Below are 16,920 nucleotides of genomic sequence, written 5' to 3'. Positions count from 1 at the left end.
AACACATTTTCAGAAAAACTTCACTTTTTTCTGTCAAATTTTTCCTGTGTTTTACATAACGGGCAAATTGCACTCAACGCTATATATAATACCAATAAAATTGTAACACTGCAAGCTTTTTCTTTACAAATTTACAAAACGCCCCCTTCTTTTCAAGGAAAAAAAGGGGGATTTGTATTATCCAGCTAGAACAATTAACGGTTTTGGGCGCGGTAGTGTGTGTGTAATAGACTATGCGCCTTTTCAGAAAGAGGTTTGCCTAGCCAAGTATCATAAAGTGTTTTTATTTCCGGGTTTTCGTGCGATTTTCGTAATTCGCTTGTACGGTCGCAATTAAAAATCGCTTCACGGCGTTTTTGTCTGATAGAAGCATCAACCGGAACAGGCTGACCGCCACCGCCGATGCAGCCGCCGGGACAAGCCATAACCTCGATAAACTGATAATCTGCGGTACCTGCTTTAATGCGTTCCAGCATCATTTTAGCAGATTTGAGCGTATGTACTACGGCAACATTCACGGACACGCCGGCTACATCAATAACAGCCTCACGTGTCTGCTCCATGCCGCGTACCTCATTATATTCAAGCTTCGGCAGCTCCTTGCCGGCAACAACCTCGGCCACAGTACGTAAAGCCGCTTCCATAACGCCGCCTGTAGTACCAAAGATAACTGCGGCACCGGTACCGGTTCCCAACGGAGAATCGAACTCTGCTTCTTCCAGCGCGTTAAAATCTATACCTGCCTCGCGAATCATGCGTCCAAGCTCACGCGTGGTAATAACTACGTCTACATCGCGATAACCGCTGGCACACATTTCTTCGCGCGCAGCCTCTGCCTTTTTCGCAGTACATGGCATTACCGATACACTGACTATTTTAGCCGGGTCAATGCCTGCACGTTCTGCAAAGTAGGTTTTGGCAACGGCGCCGAACATCTGCTGCGGAGATTTGGCAGTAGAAAGATGCGGCAGCAGCTCAGGATATTTCAGCTCAATCATATTTACCCAGCCAGGGCTGCAGGAGGTAATCATCGGCAGTACGCCGCCGTTCTGCAGACGCTGCAGGAACTCATGGCCTTCCTCCATAATAGTCAGGTCGGCAGAGAAGTTTGTATCGAAAACCTTGTCAAAGCCTAAATGGCGCAATGCCGCAACCATTTTACCGGTAACAACCTGACCTGCCGGAATGCCCAGCTCCTCGCCCAAGGCTACACGCACGGACGGAGCTGTCTGTACTACAACGACCTTTTCAGGATTGTTGATTGCATCCCAAACCTTGTCGGTATCGTCCTTTTCCACGATAGCGCCTGTCGGGCAGACATCGGCGCACTGGCCGCAGTAGGTGCAGGCACTGTTGAGCAGGTCATGCTCAAAGGCTGTAGATACCATGGTGTTGAAGCCGCGGCCGGCAAAGCTGTAAACGCTCATACCCTGCACATCACGGCAGACACGGATGCAGCGGCCGCAGAGAATGCATTTTTCCTGATCGCGTACCAAAGAAGGATTGCTGTTATCAATAGTACGCGCCCTTGTTTCGCCACCCTCGAAGCGCAGCTTACGCACGCCTAAGTCAGCAGCGATTTTCTGCAGCTCGCAGTCACCATTCTTCTGACAGCACAGGCAATCCTTCGGGTGATTAGTCAAAAGCAGCTCCAGCACTGTTTTACGTGCTTCGCGTACCTTGGAGGTATTAGTTTTTACTACCATACCCTCGCTTACAGGATATACGCAGGAAGCAACCAGAGTACGCGCACCGCTGGCCTCTACCATACACAGGCGGCAGGCACCCTCCGGACGCAGGTCCGGATGATAGCACAGCGTAGGAATATAAATACCCGCGCTGCGTGCAGCCTCCAGTACGCTGGAGCCTGCCGGGGCCTGAATCTGTTTTCCATCAATTGTCAAATTAACCATCTGCATCTTCAGTCCCCTCCTTATGCCTTGCTGATTGCCTTAAACGGGCACGCCGTCATGCAGGCACCGCATTTAATGCATTTATTCTGATCAATAACATGTTTTGTTTTCGGTGAACCGCTGATAGCCTGTACCGGGCACTGACGTGCGCACAGACCGCAGCCGCGGCAGGCATCGCTGATTTCGTAATGCAGCATCTTTTCGCAGACGCCTGCAGGACAGCGCTTCTCTTTGATATGCGCCTCATATTCATCTCTGAAATATTTCAAGGTGCTCAAAACAGGGTTAGGAGCGGTTTGTCCCAAACCGCACAAAGCTGTTTCCTTGATATTCTTGGCCAGGTTTTCCAGCAGCTCGATATCGCCCTCGCGTCCCTGGCCCTCCGTAATACGGGTAAGGATTTCCAGCATACGCTTCGTGCCTTCGCGGCAGGGAGTACATTTGCCGCAGGATTCCGATTGCGTAAAGTTCAGGAAGAACTTGGCAACGTCAACCATGCAGGTATCCTCATCCATAACAACCAGACCGCCGCTGCCCATCATAGCGCCGGCAGCAATCAGAGAATCATAATCTACCGGCAAATCCAGCATGCTTTCAGGCAAGCAGCCGCCGGAAGGACCGCCGATCTGTACAGCCTTAAACTTTTTTCCGTTGGTAATACCGCCGCCGATATCATAGATAATCTCGCGCATGGTAATACCCATCGGCACCTCTGCCAGACCGGTATTATTGATTTTGCCGGTCAAAGCGAAAACCTTGGTGCCCTTGGATTTTTCGGTACCAAGCTGGCAGTACCAGTCTGCGCCGTTAACGATAATCTGCGCCACGTTAGCAAAGGTTTCTACGTTGTTGATGTTCGTCGGCTTGCCCCACAGGCCGCTGACCGCCGGGAAAGGCGGACGCGGGCGCGGCATACCGCGCTTGCCTTCAATAGAAGCCATCAGAGCGGTTTCTTCGCCGCAGACGAAGGCACCGGCGCCCTCTTTGATATGAATAGTAAAGCTGAAATCGCTTTCAAAAATATGCTCGCCTAACAGACCCATTTCTTCAGCCTGAGCAATGGCGGTACGCAAGCGTTTGATAGCCAGCGGATATTCCGCACGTACATAGATATAGCCTTCATCCGCACCCATAGCATAACCGCAGATAGCCATGCCTTCCAATACACGGTGCGGGTCACCTTCCAATACGCTGCGGTCCATAAATGCGCCCGGGTCACCCTCGTCCGCATTACAGATAACATATTTTTTATCGCTCTCGGAGTTTTTGGCAAACTGCCATTTCATACCGGTCGGGAAGCCGCCACCACCACGACCGCGCAGGCCGGATTTTTTGACCTCGTCCACAACCTCCTGCGGAGTCATCTGCGTAACAGCCTTAGCCAATGCCTCATAACCGCCTACGGCGATGTACTCTTCAATAGCTTCCGGGTTGATAGCGCCGCAGTTAGCTAATACCAGGCGATGCTGCTTTTTGTAGAAGCCGATTTCCGAATAACGCGGAACCTGCTCCTGATTGATGGGTTCACGATAAAGCAAACGCTGCACAATGCGTCCTTTATATAAATGTTCTTCAACGATGGTTTTAACGTCCTCCGGCTTTACACTGCAATAGAAGGTGCCTTCCGGATAAACGATAACCAGCGGTCCGTGCTCGCAGAAGCCATGGCAGCCTGTTTCAACAACCATCACCTCATCCTGCAGGCCGAACTTTTGCAGCTCTCTGGCAAAAGTCAGCTGGATTTCCTTCGAGCCGTTAGCCTTACAGCCCGTACCGCCACACACTAAAACGTGAGCTCTTATATGCTGCATAATATTTTTCCTCCACCTGTTTTGTTTACAAGCTACGATACAGCAGCTTCTCCAACAACTGTGTACCCTGCCTGCGGCTTATTCCTGATCCAGCCTGCCTACGACAAGCTCTTCCACAATATGACCGTTTACCACATGCTCTGCGATAATTTTGGGCACGGCCTCCGGAGTTACCTTGCCATAGGTAATGCGTGCTTCACCCGGACGCACTACGTCAACGAGCACCTCTTTTTCGCACATGCCGATACAGCCTGTCTGCTGCACCTGCACGTCGAATAAATGACGCTTGTTCAGCTCCTGCAGGATAGCGCTCATAACCTCGCGCGCACCGGCAGCAATGCCGCAGGTACCCATACCTACAATAATTTTAGTACCGGAACTCTGACGCAGCTTGATATCTGCTTTCAGCTTATCTCTCAAAGCGTGTAAATCCGCTAAGCTTTTCATTCGTTTATACCTCCTCACCCTGCACCTGTGCCAGCTGCTCCTTTAAATAAGCACCCAGCCAGGCATATACTTCAGGATTGGCAAAGTCACACGCTTCGCCTAATATTTCTCTGACTTCCTGCGTTCTGAACACCAGCGAGCCGTTGGCACCGTTATAGGCAAATTCCAGCTCCAGCTGCGGCGCCCCCGCCAACAGCACCTGCACGCTGCTCACAATATCTCCCAGCGGTGGCCGGTCAATATTATCTGCCGCAAAATATGCAGTCAGCTCGGTTCCCTTACCGGGCGCAGATTGCAGCTCCAAATGTCCGCCGCATTGCTGCGTAACCATATCGATAAAGGGAATCCCCATGCCTACCTTTCTGGTAGTACGGCTGGTAACAAAGGGGTCACGCACCCGCTGCAGCATTTCGCTATCCATACCCTTGCCATCATCGCGGACGCTGAAAACAAAGTACCCTTGCTCATTTTCGCTGATAGTAAGCCAGATGTGACGGGCACCGGCAGCCACAGAATTTTGGGCTATATCCAAGATGTGTAATGCCAGCTCCCGCATTTTATTTATACCTTGCCAAGATACCTGCCAGCTTGTCGGTGGTCAGGCGTCCATGCGTATCATCGTTAATCTGCATAACCGGTGCCAAGCCGCAGGCACCGATGCAGGCTACAGTTTCTAAGGTAAAGCGCAGGTCATCGGTCGTATGTCCGGCCTTAATACCCAGCTGCTTTTCCAACGCCTGCAGAATTGTTTTGCCGCCACGCACATGGCAGGCAGTTCCCTGGCAGACGCGGATAACATTGCGTCCGCGCGGATTAAGATGGAACAATGAATAAAAGGTTACAACGCCGTAAATTTCGGAAATAGGCGTACCTGTTTTATCGGCAATATACTCTAGTACATCCTTCGGCAAATAGTTGTACAGGTTCTGCACTTCCTGCAGAATAGGAATCAGCGGTCCCTTAACATCTGCGTATTTTTCCAGAATAGCGTCAATACGCTGCTTTTCCGGATTTTCGCCGCCGCAGCAGCTGCATTTACGCTCAAGACGGTTTTCACTATTGTTCATACTACCCCTCCTCTAAAGGATTTTTTGTAAACTTACCAACTCAGTATACCATTCCGCAAGCAAATGTACAATACTATTTATGTTATTTTTGCTATATAGTGTACCCTATTTACGTCATTCTTTACAAAAGTCTGAAAATTGTCCCGCCAGGACCTTACGCATCCCTTTGCCTGCCAGCGCCAATTTCAGCTCTGCTATCGTTAATTCCTCCACCTGCAGCAGGTTTTTCGGTCCCTGCACAAAATCATAAATATTATGTGCATCGGAGTCCGTAACAAAGGGCAGATAGCCTGCCAGACGCTGCAGCTTCGACTGCATCTTGCGACGCCAGCCTGCATCGGATATTTCGGCAGCAGCAAAGCCAAAGTCCGGCTCAATAAAACCGAGCTGTCCCAAAATACTGTAGGAAGGACGGTCGATGTGAGCGGCAATGGTAAGGCCGCCCAAAGCTGCAACCTGCTGCACAACCTGCGCCGCTGTCAGCGACAATGGTGCATGCAGCAGACGCTGCTCCTCACGCACAAACTCGTCCTCGGCATCTACTACATACTGAGCACCGAAACGCTCTGCATCATTGAGCATACCGTTCATATGCTCATCAACCAGCAGCTGCCAGCTCTGCAGCTGCTCCAGCGTATCAAACAGCGCCACAATATGTGCCTCTTCACTGCTTTCCACTTCCATACCGGGGAACACCTTCACGCCGTAGCGCTGCGCTGCCTCCAGCGCAGCCGACACATTGGCACTGGCGTTATGATCGGTAATCGCAACAGCGCCAATGCCATACTCGGCGGCACGCATCACAATGTGATGCGGTGTCATTTCTACCTCGGCACAGGGCGAAAGCAGCGTATGTACATGTAAATCCGCCAGAACTGTCTGCATTGCTTAGTCCTTATTGCCAACACCCAATTCATACAGCTTGCCGATAACCTCAAAGGCAGGTGCTTCGGTTGCCGCAACAACAACATCATTCAGATTTGCCTTATGCAGCGTATCCTCCGCAACCGGACCGTCGCCTGCTACGATAACTGCCGCAAAGCCAATCAGCGAAGCAACGGCAGCAACATTCTGATGTCCCTGCATCGTTACCCAAACCATACCGGGCTGGCCCTGACCCATAGCATTACTCAGTAAATCGGAAGCATAACCGCCTTCTACCTCTGCATATAAAGCGTCCTCACTTACATCCTTAGTCAGAAGCTTCAAATCGAGCTTCTCAATCATTTCTTTAACCTTCATCGTTGTCTGCCTCCGTTTTATTTATTTCTGCCGGCTCGTGATAAATAGGTATCTGCTTAGCCAGCTCCAGCATGCCCTGTGACAATTTATGTACACTGGCACGCAATTTAAAAATACAATCTATTTCGTGCGCCTTGCCCTGCACGATATCCTCCGCCAGTCCCTGACAGCTGGGTGCACCGCAGGCACCGCAGTCCAGCCCGGGCAAGGAGCAGAGCACCTCTTCCATGCGCTCGAACTTTTTCATCGCTTCCATGATATCATCATCAAGCTGCATCATCGGACGCGCCACCAGCTTCTTGCGGTAAGCCTCCGAATGCGGGAAATCCTCCAGCACCATCGTGCGCGCCATCGCCTCACGCCTGTCCGCCGGCTCCTGCTCTCGCAGGCTCGCGATACGCCTGCGCAGATTGCATTCTGCCACGAACTTGTTTTCTGCTGCCAAAAGGCCGCCAAGACAGCCACCTTTGCAGGCACTGCATTCCACATAATCAAGCTGCGGCATTTTATTCATAGAAACCTGCTCCAGCAGGTCATACACATTATCAATGCCATGAATTGCCAGACCGTTGGTAATACCGGCGCTTTCAATTTCGCCGCCATAGGTTCCCCAGGCCATGCCATAGGAAGAACCGGTGCGCACATTCAGCTCATGCGTGCCGCCGAGATTCTTCAGCAGCAGGCCGTAAATCTCCGACAGGCTGAAGCTGCCGGTAAGCTCTGTATGATGCACATCTACTGACTGGCGGATATTAGTTTCCTTGGAAGGACAGGGCGAGATAAACCATACGCCTATCAGCTCCTTCGGCAGTTGCTTGCGCGCCGCTGCTTCACGCTTTACGTAAATCGCGGCAGCTTCTGCCGGCGGCAGCACAGGCACCACCTGTTTAATCAGCTCGGGGAACTTTACCTGAATCAGACGCATAACTGCGGGGCAGGTAGATGAAATCAACGGCTTGCGTCCATTGCTGTTCTTTTTTACATATTCTTCTATTTCCAGGGCGATATACTCCGAAGCCAGTGAAACATCAAAAATTTCATCAAAGCCTATATTATGCAGACCCTGCCAGATGCTTTCCAGCGGAATATTATCCGGGAACTGCGCATACAATGAAGGCGCAGGCAGCACAATATTATAAGCATAATCTGCCAATCCATCCAGCGTGTCGGTTTTTACGTTAAAGGCATGATAGGGACAGCCTGCAGCACAGGCACCGCAGTCAATGCAGCGGTCTCCCAAAATCTCCGCCTTGCCGTTGCGTACGCGGATGGCCTCTGTCGGACACAGCTTGACGCAGGATACGCAGCCCTGACATTTATTCCGCTGCAATTCCACCGAATGGAAATATGTTGTTGGTTGAGGAGCCATTGCGTATCACCTCGTTTCCTTAAATCTCTTACAAATCCTCGCTTTGGTGCTTGAACTGCATCGTAATGCTCGTGCCTTCACCCACCTTGGACTGAATATCAAACTTATCGGAGCACTTTACCATATTAGGCAGGCCCATGCCGGCGCCAAAGCCCATCTGACGCACATAATCAGGCGCAGTAGACCAGCCCTCCTGCAAGGCCTTATTGATATCAGGGATTCCGGGGCCGTGGTCGGTTACCGTAATCACCGTAGCATCCGGGAACACCTCGGCCGCTACATTGCCGCCGCCGGCGTGAATGATAACGTTCATTTCCGCCTCATAGGTGCCGATGGCAATACGGCGTACAATATCTGCCGGAATGCCTAAGCGCTGCAGCATCTTTTTTATTTTAGAAGAGGCTTCGCCTGCGCGTTCAAAATCTCCGCCAACGCAGTCAAAGGCTAATTTTACTGATTTACTGTCTGTCATTTTGCTTACTCCTTTTTGCTGCAGCCACGGATACCTGCTCCGTAAAGAATGCCGCAGGCTTCAAATAAGGTATAATCGGTAGCCAGAACCGGCAGATTATTTTCCGCCGCCGCTGCCACAATATCAGCATCAGGCACCTTTCCACGCACAAATACCAGCGCGCTCAGCTCCGTCATATCGGCAGTGCGCACTACCTGCATATTAGTCAGTCCCGTGCACAGCAAGGTGTTGCGTTTGGTAAAGGCCAGAACATCGCTCATCATGTCACTGCCGCAGCAGGATTCAATTTGGCGGTGCATCAGCTCGCTGCCGGTCAGAACCTTGGCCTGCAGCAGCTTTTGTACATTATACAAATCCATACACATAGCCCCTTCCTCCATTTATTACAGCTTTATCTAAGCAAAATATCTGTTTTTTGCCAGACTTGATTACATTTATTGTACACTTTAATACGCAAGATGTAAATAAATAGTATAGCATAACTATGTAAAAAAGAAGACCGGCCCACAGGACCAGCCTTCAAACTTTATTTAATGCTAACACGCTTTACTCTGCAATGCCTGCCAAAGCCTGCTGCAAATCTGCCAGCAAATCTTCCTTATCCTCCAGACCGCAGGACAGGCGCACCAAGCCTGCAGGAATACCGGCCTCTGCCAGCTGCTCATCCGTCATCTGGCGATGCGTTGTAGTTGCCGGATTCAGGCAGCAGGTGCGCGCGTCTGCAACATGCGTTTCGATTGCCGCAAGCTGCAAGCGCTTCATGAATTCTTCCGCTGCCTTTCGTCCACCCTTCAGGTTGAAGGAAACTACGCCACAGCCGCCGTTGCCCAGATATTTTTGCGCAAGAGCATAATATTTATTGGACTTCAGTCCGGGGTAATTGACATATTCAACCTGCGGCTGCTGCTCCAAAAACTCTGCCACAGCCTGAGCGTTTTCTACATGGCGTGGCATACGCACATGCAGCGATTCCAGACCGAGATTCAGGATGAACGCGCTTTGCGGTGACTGCATAGCGCCGAAATCTCGCATCAGCTGCGCCGTAGCCTTGGTAATAAAAGCACCCTCCTTGCCAAACTTTTCGGCGTAGGTAATTCCGTGATAGGATTCATCCGGTGCGCACAGACCGGGGAACTTGTCGGCATGCGCCAGCCAGTCGAACTTGCCGCCGTCGATAATCGCACCGCCCAGGCAGGCAGCATGACCATCCATATACTTAGTAGTAGAATGCGTTACAATGTCTGCGCCCCATTCCAGCGGGCGGCAGTTAATCGGTGTCGGGAAGGTGTTGTCTACGATTAAAGGCACACCATGACGATGCGCAGCGTTGGCAAATTTTTCAATATCCAGCACCGTCAATGCGGGGTTGGCAATAATTTCACCAAAGACTGCCTTGGTATTCTCCTGAAAGGCAGCGTCCAGCTCTTCGTCCGTAGCATCTGGAGAAACAAAGGTCGCTGTTACGCCCATCTTCGCTAACGTTACGTCAATCAGATTATAGCTGCCGCCGTAAATCGAAGAAGAAGCAACAATATGGCTGCCAGCCTCGCAGATGTTGAACAGGGCAAAGAAGTTCGCTGCCTGACCGGAGGATGTGAGCATTGCCGCAGCACCGCCCTCCAGCTCAGCAATTTTTGCTGCTACGAAATCACAGGTCGGGTTTTGCAGGCGGGAGTAAAAATAACCTGTAGCCTCCAGGTCGAACAGCTTGCCCATCGCCTCGCTTGTATCGTACTTAAATGTAGTGGATTGGATAATAGGAATCTGACGCGGTTCACCGTTGCCCGGTTTATAACCGCCTACTAAACATTTGGTATTGATCTTAAAATCACTCATTTTCTATCGCTCCTTCAAAAATTTATCATCTTCACATTATTGGTTGGCAGGAATTGCGGCACCCATGCGCTGCAGCTGCAAAAGAATTTTGTTATATTCGCCTATAGCCTTATCCAGCTTGTTACCGCTCGCCGGTGCCAGCTCGTGCAAATCATACGGCGTATCCTGGTAAACGATGTTCAGCCAGTTCATATAGAACAGATGCGCGTAGCTGCGCCATTTAAACACAGGCTCCTGCGTTGTATCGCCATCAGGGAAGTAGAATTCCGGCAAATCAATCGGCAAATTCTTTTTCTTATCGCGGAAATATTCATTAGCCAAAGTATAGCGATCATATTCGAAATGACCTAAAACGAAGATGCGGCGCAAATCCTTGGTAGCGCAGATGTTGATACCGTTTTCTACTGAACGTGACAGCACCTGCAACGCCTTGCAGGCATCAATCGCATCATCATCAACCGCGGTATGACGTGACTGCGGAATAAAGTATCTGTCGTCAAAGCCACGCAGCAGCGGATGATTTTTCACCGTCAGGCCGTAGGGGAAGATGCCAAACATCTTCACCGGCAAAATTGTTTTGTTTACGCCGTAATAATGATACAAGGCAGCCTGCGCGCCCCAGCAAAGCGTCATCGTAGAATAGCAGTGATATTCCGCCCAATCAAGATAGGCTTCGATTTCCTTCCAGTAATCTACAGCCTCAAAGGGAATAGTTTCTACCGGCGCACCCGTCATTAAGAACGCATCGTAATAGCGGTCCTTAACATCGTCAAACTCCAGATAAGCACGGTCAAGATACGAATTATCGGTATGCGTAGTTTCACGGCTCACAGTACGGCAGAAATCGACCTCTATCTGCAGCGGAGAATTGCCCAAAAGGCGCAGCAGCTGAATTTCAGTCGGCTTCTTTAACGGCATCAGATTCAGCACGCACACCTTCAGCGGACGAATACGCTGCGTTGTCGCACGCTGCTCTGTCATGGTAAAAATTCCTTCCTCCTGCAGTTGGCAGATAGCGGATAAATGGTCATTGATTTTAATCGGCATTGTTTGTTCCTCCTACATTTCCTAAGGTAAATTATTATACTTGCTACAGGAGGATGAGCAATAAAAAAGCTTCCGTTCCTGTAAAAATACAGGGACGAAAGCGTTGCTTCGTGATACCACCCTAATTCATCCATATGTCACCACACGGACCTCATCAAGTACGCAGGGGTTGTTTACCCTTTAATACTCCAGCACTGTAACGGGTGCACCCGGACGGCCTAAATGCAAGCATCTCAGCCCATCGGCTCCAAGACCATCTTCAATGTCACCACCTGCTCCCTCTTGCACCATCACGAAGGCTCTCTTTGCCAGGCTCGTACATTTACTCTTCTCTTCATCGCCCGTTATTAAGTTATGTGCATGATAATACAGCAATTCTTTGTAACTGTCAATAAAAAGTTGCAGTTTTCTCGCAAGAAAAAGTATATAGCGCAGATTTTGTAAAGTAGGTTACAGAAATATGGACAAAACATCGGTATCCAATACATAACCGGTGCGACAGATAACAGTGTTATTGTTTTCAGAATCTTCTCTTGACTTTGTTTTTCCTTTTCTTTATACTTAGCTTAGCTTAACATTTACAACAAAATAAGCAGTGCCTAGCGGCTCACGTCGGTAGTAATTTAGCAGTACCTATGGTATCCGAACTTTCGGATGCTATGTGTACTGCTTTTTTGTTTGGCAGCTTATGTTGTATTTTAGCGGAGCAAATATTATAATTAAAGGAGAGAAAACAGTATGCCGGCTATTTCAATGTTTTATGGTATTATTATTCGTATGCAAAGTGAAAAAGGCGGAAAACATAACACACCACATTTACATGCTGTCTACAATGAGCATGAAATAGTTATGGACTTTACCGGAAAAATTTTAGAAGGTTCTTTCCCCAGCAAGCAATTAAAGCTTTTAACTGCCTGGACTGCTTTACACGAAGATGAGTTAAACGCAAATTGGATTTTGTTATCTGCCGGTGACGGCTATTTTAAAATCGAACCATTACGTTAACCATTATTAGAGGTGAAAATTATGCTTAGACCAACCGCTATCAGCGTAACTGTACAAAAGGATTATACTCTAAAGGTTATTTTTGATAATGGTGAAACTAAAATATTCGACGTAAAGCCTTATATCAAAGGTTCGTGGTATAGCCAGCTTAAGAATTTTTCTTATTTTTCTTTAGCAAAGGCAGACGGATTTACTGTCATCTGGCCTGAAGGTCAGGATATTTGTCCTGACGAGCTTTATTACAATAGCGTGCCAATATAGTTTCAACCAATACAGTAAAAAGCACTGGCATCTGCCGTACCACTAAAAGAGGGACTCGCAACTATGGATAATTTCAGCATGCAAATTTATGAAGCTTGAATTAATGACAGAAGAGCTGAAGGCAAGGCTGAAAGCATCAAAAATCTTATGTCTACACTGAATGTCTCCATTGACTAAACCATGGATATTTTAAAAACTCCGCCCGAAGAACACTAGTACTTCAAGGATCTGTTAGCTAAGGAGCAGTAGGCTCTAGCTAACCAAAAGTAGATTTAGTCAAAAAGAGCAATGTCGATTTGCTGATGCCAGAAAACGTACTAGCTAAATATAGCGTAAAATTCAAGAAATAAAGATTTTGACCAGGACCGCAAAAGCGGTCCTGATTTTTTTATATTTAATTGAATTTGCGCAACTTATTATACGTTATCCTTATGCGTGTATAGCATATTAATCTTAATAAAATAATGGCATCTCACTCAATGTGAAATCACATCTTCTTATTTCTTCAACCAATGCCTTTTGACAATTTAATTTATCACCATCTAAATTTGACAAAACCACACCATGATTAGAAAGAAACGGTAATATTCTCAATAATAAATCTTCTATTATCTTCCAAAGCCCTATTATATACACACTAGAGGATTCAAGATAATGTATTGGTAAAAAATTGAATTGTTCGTCAGTATTATATACAACATCTGCCATTTTTTGTCCATGAGTATATGATGATGTACTACTATATATTAAATCATAAAACATCACATACGATTGACCATCCATTAATTTAAGATATTCGCTAAGCTCCTTAACATTACCTATTCTTTTACTGTGTAATTCTCCAGATACACTATACCATGACTTACCCTTTTTAAAATTTTTCGATTCTCTTGCCAATTGCTCATAAAGATATTTATGTTTTTCTCGTATTGACAAAATTTGTTTTTCTTTATGCTCACTAAAAAGATTTTCCCTACTATACTTCTTCATTTTTTGTAATTGTTTTTCAAAGTCCCTAGCATAACATAAGCGATATATAGCATTATTTTCATTAAGCAGACTCGGCTCTTCAATAAAATAAATTAACTGCAAAGATGCTTCAAAAATACCGCGCAATAATATCTGTGAAGCTTCTGAATTTTGTTTTGCAAACAGTGTTTTCATTCCGTCTAATTGAACCAAAATACCTCTTAGTGATAAAACTATATATCCATATGTATTGTCATATTTTAAATCAAGACTTCTCATATCATTTACTATGTTGTTTATTGCATCTATAAAAGTCTCGAAGAATGTATCAATCAATTTTAACATTGCTTCTTCATTAGCACCTTCATGAACTAACATTTAACATTCACCTCTTTAATAAACCAATAAGTAATACAAAAAGCACACTCCCATCTAACGTAATTTTCTATCTATTTTGTTCAAAAAACTAGTGGTTGGAATGTAAAAAGTGCTGGCAATAGAAAAGCCACTAAAGACACTAATACTCAGGCTGAAGCTTATGCCAGAACAATTTCTATAAAACAAAAATCTGATTTAATTGTTCACGAGAAAAATGGTCAAATTAGAGAGAGTAATTCCTACGATAATAATCCTTTATGGTATAACAGGTCTGGTTTTTGCTGTGTTTAACGACGTAGACTTTACATTTATAGTGTTCTCAAAGGTTATTTCATTGCTCTCCTTTCTTTATTTACTAAAATTCATATTTTATTTACTATTATGTCTTGCATCGCTTCCTTGAAACCTTTTCCTTCACCATTAAAGACTATTCTAAAAATAGACATTAGATGCATTGCGGTCAAACTTTGTGCATTATCTATATCATATTCATCAGAAAACCTTTTCCCAAGTATTTGCATATCAATTTTGAAAAACCAATTGTCTATTTTCATGTATAGCTTCATTAAATCACCTAATAGTTCAGCATCCCTTGTATCCAACACATCAGCTAAAACTTTAAGTAATTCATGAACTATGCTATTTCTACGTTTTCTAATCTCAAGTAACCGATTTATATCTCCCTCTTTAATGACTCCCCTATCTTTCAGCCAAATCAGCTGTGAATAGAATTCATCTCTACTGAATTTGCCATTGGCTTTTTTATACTTTTTTGACGATACATCTATTCTATACTCTTTAGAGATTCTGCAAATTAATTTGCCATCCACTATTTCTTCAGTTTGATAAAAGAATTTTACACAACTATCAACCATATCTTTGAAAGCTTCAAACAATAAGATGTAATACGCAGCTCCGTCAATATTGATACGTAGGTTATCTTCATCATATATGTTTAACAACTGCTTGTACTTATCATTCATAACATGCATCTCCTTTAATAGAAACCTCTTTTATATCAATCGTATGTTTTCTTAATTGTAGCACCCAATTACAATTATCGTCAAAATTTCCCCCACCAACAACAAACACCGCTAAGCGCACGCTTGCATTCTTCGCTTCTCTCCCAACTATCCCATTCAAATACTCCAAGAACTTATCCTTCAAGTCCGGTCTGCGTAGCGCTATTCTACAGTTGCTTCAAGATATCCTGTCGATTTTACTAAAACAGTTAACTTTGTTCAAAAAAACTGGTGGTTGGAATGTAAAAGGTGCTGGCAATAGCAAAGCCACCAAACACACTAATACTCAGGCTGAAGCTTATGCTTATGCCAGAACAATTTCTATAAAACAAAAATCTGAGTTAATCGTTCACGGAAAGAACGGTCAAATTAGAGAGCGCAATTCCTACGGTAATGATCCTTATCCTCCGAAAGGATAACAACACGACCTTATAATTTTATACGACGCATTAGTAATGAACTTTACTAAATGCGTCGTTTTCATTTGAAATGGATTTCCTGTCTTCTACGCTCTTACCAACAGCATAGTAATTGTCAAATCTACCATGTACAATAAAAGGTTATCGTACAAAACATTACGAAAGATCATTCTCTACTCAAACTAGTGACGTTACTTTAAAAGTGCCTAAATTAAAAGGTTTTACTTTTGAGTCTGCCATTATTCAACGCTACTAAAGACATAAATGCTCTGTAGAAGAAGCCTTGGTCGAAATGTATTTTGCTGGAGCAGATATTATAATTAAAGGAGGAAAACAGTATGCCGTTAATATCTTCTTTCTATGGTATGTACATCAATTCGCAAGATTTTAGCTGTCTTTTGGAAAATCAGCCTTTTTTACCAAAGACGTTAAAGGCTTTTCAGAAGCAACGATTCATTTTATAAAGAAAACCATGCTCAGTGACAGCTGTTCTGTTGAACAAACTACATTCTATCTTTCAAGTCTTTTTATATAGCGAGGACATATCGCAACATCGTCATTTTGTGCGATTTTTCAGAATTTTCTCTTGACTTTGTTTTTTTTTTCTTTATACTTAGCTTAGCTTCACATTTACAACAAAATAAGCAGTTCCTATCGGCTTACGTCGGTAGTAATTTAGCAGTACCTATGGTATCCGAAACTTCCGGATGCTATGTGTACTGCTTTTTTGTTCAGTACCTTATGTTGTATTTTGCTGGAGCAAATATTATAATTAAAGGAGAGAAAACAGTATGCCGGCTATTTCAATGTTTTATGGTATTATTATTAAGATGTACAACAACGGTGAACACAATCCGCCTCATTTCCATGCATCATATCAAGGATATTATGCTACCTTCAATCTTGATGGTGAGCTAATTGAAGGAGATATGCCAAAAAGACAGATTAAATTTATAGCAGCCTGGACAGAAATTCACAAAGATGAGCTTATAGCCAATTGGGAACTGGCTATTAACGAAGAACCCTTATACAAAATCGAACCATTGCGTTAAAAGGAGTGACCACGATTATGAAAACGCCAGTATGGGTAGTTACCAACGTACAACCGCAAAAGGATTATACGCTGATTTTAACCTTTGCCAGCGGAGAAAAGAAGCTTTTTGATGCTCGCCCACTTCTTGCCAAAGCAATCTACAAGCCATTGAATAATCTCAGTTTTTTCCTGACAGCTAAAGCTGATTGTGGTTCCGTAGCCTGGAGCGATGAAATTGATATTGCACCGGAATATTTATACGAGTGCAGCCTTCCTTTGCAAGTTATTTAAGCTGCTACTTAAATTTTCTAATGTAAGATTAGCAAGGAGGGACTTGCAACTATGGATAATTTCAGCAAGCAAATTTATGAAGCTTGAATTAATGACGGAAGAGCTGAAGGCAAGACTGAAAGCATCAAAAATCTTATGGCTACACTGAATGTCTCCATTGACCAAGCCATGGATATTTTAAAAACTCCACCCGAAGAACACTAGTACTTCAAGGATCTGTTAGCTAACGAGCTGTAGGCTCTAGATACCAAAAAAGCGCCTGCCATCCGGCAAGCGCTTTTTCTGTGCATTAGTCCATTACTTGTGGTTGGGTCGACCTAGTCCAATTTTTGTGCTCG

The 16,920-nt window shown here is 45.4% G+C and carries 20 protein-coding genes and 1 pseudogene; 7 read left to right on the top strand and 14 right to left on the bottom strand.

The window, feature by feature from the left end:
* Positions 1-194: 194 nt before the first annotated feature.
* The 12 genes from Q7Q81_RS08360 to Q7Q81_RS08305 all read right to left on the bottom strand — a co-directional run bounded on the left by Q7Q81_RS08360 (position 195) and on the right by Q7Q81_RS08305 (position 11,204).
* Positions 195-1,919 (bottom strand): NADH-dependent [FeFe] hydrogenase, group A6, encoded by a 1,725-nt coding sequence (locus Q7Q81_RS08360; protein ID WP_304275238.1) that lies wholly within the window; start codon positions 1,917-1,919, stop codon positions 195-197.
* Between the two features lie 14 nt (positions 1,920-1,933).
* Positions 1,934-3,724 carry an NADH-quinone oxidoreductase subunit NuoF gene (gene nuoF / locus Q7Q81_RS08355; RefSeq protein ID WP_304275236.1) on the bottom strand — a complete coding sequence of 597 codons (1,791 nt, stop codon included), beginning with the start codon at positions 3,722-3,724 and terminating at the stop codon, positions 1,934-1,936.
* Positions 3,725-3,802: 78 nt separating this feature from the next.
* Positions 3,803-4,171: a (2Fe-2S) ferredoxin domain-containing protein gene (locus tag Q7Q81_RS08350; RefSeq protein ID WP_293693534.1), complete on the bottom strand. Its 369-nt coding sequence runs from the start codon at positions 4,169-4,171 to the stop codon at positions 3,803-3,805.
* Between the two features lie 4 nt (positions 4,172-4,175).
* Positions 4,176-4,703 carry an ATP-binding protein gene (locus tag Q7Q81_RS08345; protein WP_304275235.1) on the bottom strand — a complete coding sequence of 176 codons (528 nt, stop codon included), beginning with the start codon at positions 4,701-4,703 and terminating at the stop codon, positions 4,176-4,178.
* A 25-nt stretch (positions 4,704-4,728) separates the two neighbouring features.
* Positions 4,729-5,238: an NADH-quinone oxidoreductase subunit NuoE gene (nuoE, locus tag Q7Q81_RS08340; RefSeq protein WP_293722718.1), complete on the bottom strand. Its 510-nt coding sequence runs from the start codon at positions 5,236-5,238 to the stop codon at positions 4,729-4,731.
* A gap of 114 nt (positions 5,239-5,352) precedes the next feature.
* Entirely contained in the window at positions 5,353-6,123 is a 771-nt protein-coding gene (locus Q7Q81_RS08335) for a PHP domain-containing protein (RefSeq protein WP_304275231.1), read from the bottom strand.
* A gap of 3 nt (positions 6,124-6,126) precedes the next feature.
* Positions 6,127-6,480 carry a serine kinase gene (locus tag Q7Q81_RS08330; RefSeq protein ID WP_304275227.1) on the bottom strand — a complete coding sequence of 118 codons (354 nt, stop codon included), beginning with the start codon at positions 6,478-6,480 and terminating at the stop codon, positions 6,127-6,129.
* Positions 6,470-7,849 carry a [Fe-Fe] hydrogenase large subunit C-terminal domain-containing protein gene (locus Q7Q81_RS08325; protein ID WP_304275225.1) on the bottom strand — a complete coding sequence of 460 codons (1,380 nt, stop codon included), beginning with the start codon at positions 7,847-7,849 and terminating at the stop codon, positions 6,470-6,472. The genes Q7Q81_RS08330 and Q7Q81_RS08325 overlap by 11 nt, the downstream gene beginning before the upstream one ends.
* Positions 7,850-7,877: 28 nt before the next feature.
* The gene (locus Q7Q81_RS08320; protein ID WP_304275222.1) at positions 7,878-8,321 is read right to left on the bottom strand and encodes an ATP-binding protein; all 444 of its coding nucleotides are present in this window, start codon (positions 8,319-8,321) and stop codon (positions 7,878-7,880) included.
* Positions 8,322-8,326: 5 nt separating this feature from the next.
* Positions 8,327-8,680 (bottom strand): DRTGG domain-containing protein, encoded by a 354-nt coding sequence (locus Q7Q81_RS08315; RefSeq protein WP_040565127.1) that lies wholly within the window; start codon positions 8,678-8,680, stop codon positions 8,327-8,329.
* Between the two features lie 187 nt (positions 8,681-8,867).
* Positions 8,868-10,157: an O-acetylhomoserine aminocarboxypropyltransferase/cysteine synthase family protein gene (locus Q7Q81_RS08310; RefSeq protein ID WP_304275218.1), complete on the bottom strand. Its 1,290-nt coding sequence runs from the start codon at positions 10,155-10,157 to the stop codon at positions 8,868-8,870.
* Between the two features lie 36 nt (positions 10,158-10,193).
* On the bottom strand, positions 10,194-11,204 hold the full coding sequence (locus Q7Q81_RS08305) for a homoserine O-succinyltransferase (protein WP_304275214.1): 1,011 nt from the start codon (positions 11,202-11,204) through the stop codon (positions 10,194-10,196).
* Between the two features lie 738 nt (positions 11,205-11,942).
* On the opposite strand from Q7Q81_RS08305, the gene Q7Q81_RS08300 reads away from it, so the two are divergent.
* The gene (locus tag Q7Q81_RS08300) at positions 11,943-12,209 is read left to right on the top strand and encodes a DUF4160 domain-containing protein (protein WP_009145638.1); all 267 of its coding nucleotides are present in this window, start codon (positions 11,943-11,945) and stop codon (positions 12,207-12,209) included.
* 21 nt (positions 12,210-12,230) lie between these two features.
* Positions 12,231-12,470 carry a DUF2442 domain-containing protein gene (locus Q7Q81_RS08295; protein ID WP_304275210.1) on the top strand — a complete coding sequence of 80 codons (240 nt, stop codon included), beginning with the start codon at positions 12,231-12,233 and terminating at the stop codon, positions 12,468-12,470.
* Between the two features lie 453 nt (positions 12,471-12,923).
* Here Q7Q81_RS08295 and Q7Q81_RS08290 read toward each other — a convergent pair whose 3' ends face one another.
* On the bottom strand, positions 12,924-13,817 hold the full coding sequence (locus Q7Q81_RS08290; protein ID WP_304275207.1) for a DUF5677 domain-containing protein: 894 nt from the start codon (positions 13,815-13,817) through the stop codon (positions 12,924-12,926).
* A 69-nt stretch (positions 13,818-13,886) separates the two neighbouring features.
* On the opposite strand from Q7Q81_RS08290, the gene Q7Q81_RS11090 reads away from it, so the two are divergent.
* Positions 13,887-14,108, top strand: a complete 222-nt coding sequence (locus Q7Q81_RS11090; protein WP_368502121.1) for a DUF2188 domain-containing protein — start codon at positions 13,887-13,889, stop codon at positions 14,106-14,108.
* A gap of 71 nt (positions 14,109-14,179) precedes the next feature.
* Here the strand turns inward: Q7Q81_RS11090 and Q7Q81_RS08285 are convergent, their stop codons facing one another.
* Complete coding sequence (locus tag Q7Q81_RS08285) at positions 14,180-14,800, bottom strand: hypothetical protein (protein ID WP_304275205.1); 621 nt, start codon at positions 14,798-14,800, stop codon at positions 14,180-14,182.
* A 233-nt stretch (positions 14,801-15,033) separates the two neighbouring features.
* On the opposite strand from Q7Q81_RS08285, the gene Q7Q81_RS08280 reads away from it, so the two are divergent.
* The 4 genes and pseudogenes from Q7Q81_RS08280 (at position 15,034) to Q7Q81_RS08265 (ending at position 16,582) form a co-directional block, all read left to right on the top strand.
* On the top strand, positions 15,034-15,258 hold the full coding sequence (locus Q7Q81_RS08280) for a DUF2188 domain-containing protein (RefSeq protein ID WP_368492151.1): 225 nt from the start codon (positions 15,034-15,036) through the stop codon (positions 15,256-15,258).
* 136 nt (positions 15,259-15,394) lie between these two features.
* A pseudogene (locus tag Q7Q81_RS08275) lies at positions 15,395-15,574 on the top strand (transposase); the annotation flags it as partial.
* A gap of 475 nt (positions 15,575-16,049) precedes the next feature.
* Complete coding sequence (locus Q7Q81_RS08270; protein WP_276764708.1) at positions 16,050-16,310, top strand: DUF4160 domain-containing protein; 261 nt, start codon at positions 16,050-16,052, stop codon at positions 16,308-16,310.
* A 17-nt stretch (positions 16,311-16,327) separates the two neighbouring features.
* Positions 16,328-16,582, top strand: coding sequence for a DUF2442 domain-containing protein (locus Q7Q81_RS08265; RefSeq protein WP_009145633.1), 255 nt, complete (start codon positions 16,328-16,330; stop codon positions 16,580-16,582).
* The last annotated feature ends 338 nt before the right edge of the window (positions 16,583-16,920 follow it).

Origin of the sequence: Phascolarctobacterium succinatutens (assembly GCF_958453765.1) — a bacterium.
GTDB classification, from domain to species: domain Bacteria; phylum Bacillota; class Negativicutes; order Acidaminococcales; family Acidaminococcaceae; genus Phascolarctobacterium_A; species Phascolarctobacterium_A succinatutens_B.
The sequence above is the reverse complement of the archived record's forward strand: the minus strand, read 5'-3'. Positions and strand labels throughout refer to the sequence as shown.

Coding starts and splice junctions, on each gene's coding strand:
- Q7Q81_RS08360 (WP_304275238.1), bottom strand. CDS start 1,919: ATGCAGATGGTTAATTTGACAATTGATGGAAAACAGATTCAGGCCCCG.
- nuoF (WP_304275236.1), bottom strand. CDS start 3,724: ATGCAGCATATAAGAGCTCACGTTTTAGTGTGTGGCGGTACGGGCTGT.
- Q7Q81_RS08350 (WP_293693534.1), bottom strand. CDS start 4,171: ATGAAAAGCTTAGCGGATTTACACGCTTTGAGAGATAAGCTGAAAGCA.
- nuoE (WP_293722718.1), bottom strand. CDS start 5,238: ATGAACAATAGTGAAAACCGTCTTGAGCGTAAATGCAGCTGCTGCGGC.
- Q7Q81_RS08335 (WP_304275231.1), bottom strand. CDS start 6,123: ATGCAGACAGTTCTGGCGGATTTACATGTACATACGCTGCTTTCGCCC.
- Q7Q81_RS08330 (WP_304275227.1), bottom strand. CDS start 6,480: ATGAAGGTTAAAGAAATGATTGAGAAGCTCGATTTGAAGCTTCTGACT.
- Q7Q81_RS08325 (WP_304275225.1), bottom strand. CDS start 7,849: ATGGCTCCTCAACCAACAACATATTTCCATTCGGTGGAATTGCAGCGG.
- Q7Q81_RS08320 (WP_304275222.1), bottom strand. CDS start 8,321: ATGACAGACAGTAAATCAGTAAAATTAGCCTTTGACTGCGTTGGCGGA.
- Q7Q81_RS08315 (WP_040565127.1), bottom strand. CDS start 8,680: ATGGATTTGTATAATGTACAAAAGCTGCTGCAGGCCAAGGTTCTGACC.
- Q7Q81_RS08310 (WP_304275218.1), bottom strand. CDS start 10,157: ATGAGTGATTTTAAGATCAATACCAAATGTTTAGTAGGCGGTTATAAA.
- Q7Q81_RS08305 (WP_304275214.1), bottom strand. CDS start 11,204: ATGCCGATTAAAATCAATGACCATTTATCCGCTATCTGCCAACTGCAG.
- Q7Q81_RS08300 (WP_009145638.1), top strand. CDS start 11,943: ATGCCGGCTATTTCAATGTTTTATGGTATTATTATTCGTATGCAAAGT.
- Q7Q81_RS08295 (WP_304275210.1), top strand. CDS start 12,231: ATGCTTAGACCAACCGCTATCAGCGTAACTGTACAAAAGGATTATACT.
- Q7Q81_RS08290 (WP_304275207.1), bottom strand. CDS start 13,817: ATGTTAGTTCATGAAGGTGCTAATGAAGAAGCAATGTTAAAATTGATT.
- Q7Q81_RS08285 (WP_304275205.1), bottom strand. CDS start 14,800: ATGAATGATAAGTACAAGCAGTTGTTAAACATATATGATGAAGATAAC.
- Q7Q81_RS08270 (WP_276764708.1), top strand. CDS start 16,050: ATGCCGGCTATTTCAATGTTTTATGGTATTATTATTAAGATGTACAAC.
- Q7Q81_RS08265 (WP_009145633.1), top strand. CDS start 16,328: ATGAAAACGCCAGTATGGGTAGTTACCAACGTACAACCGCAAAAGGAT.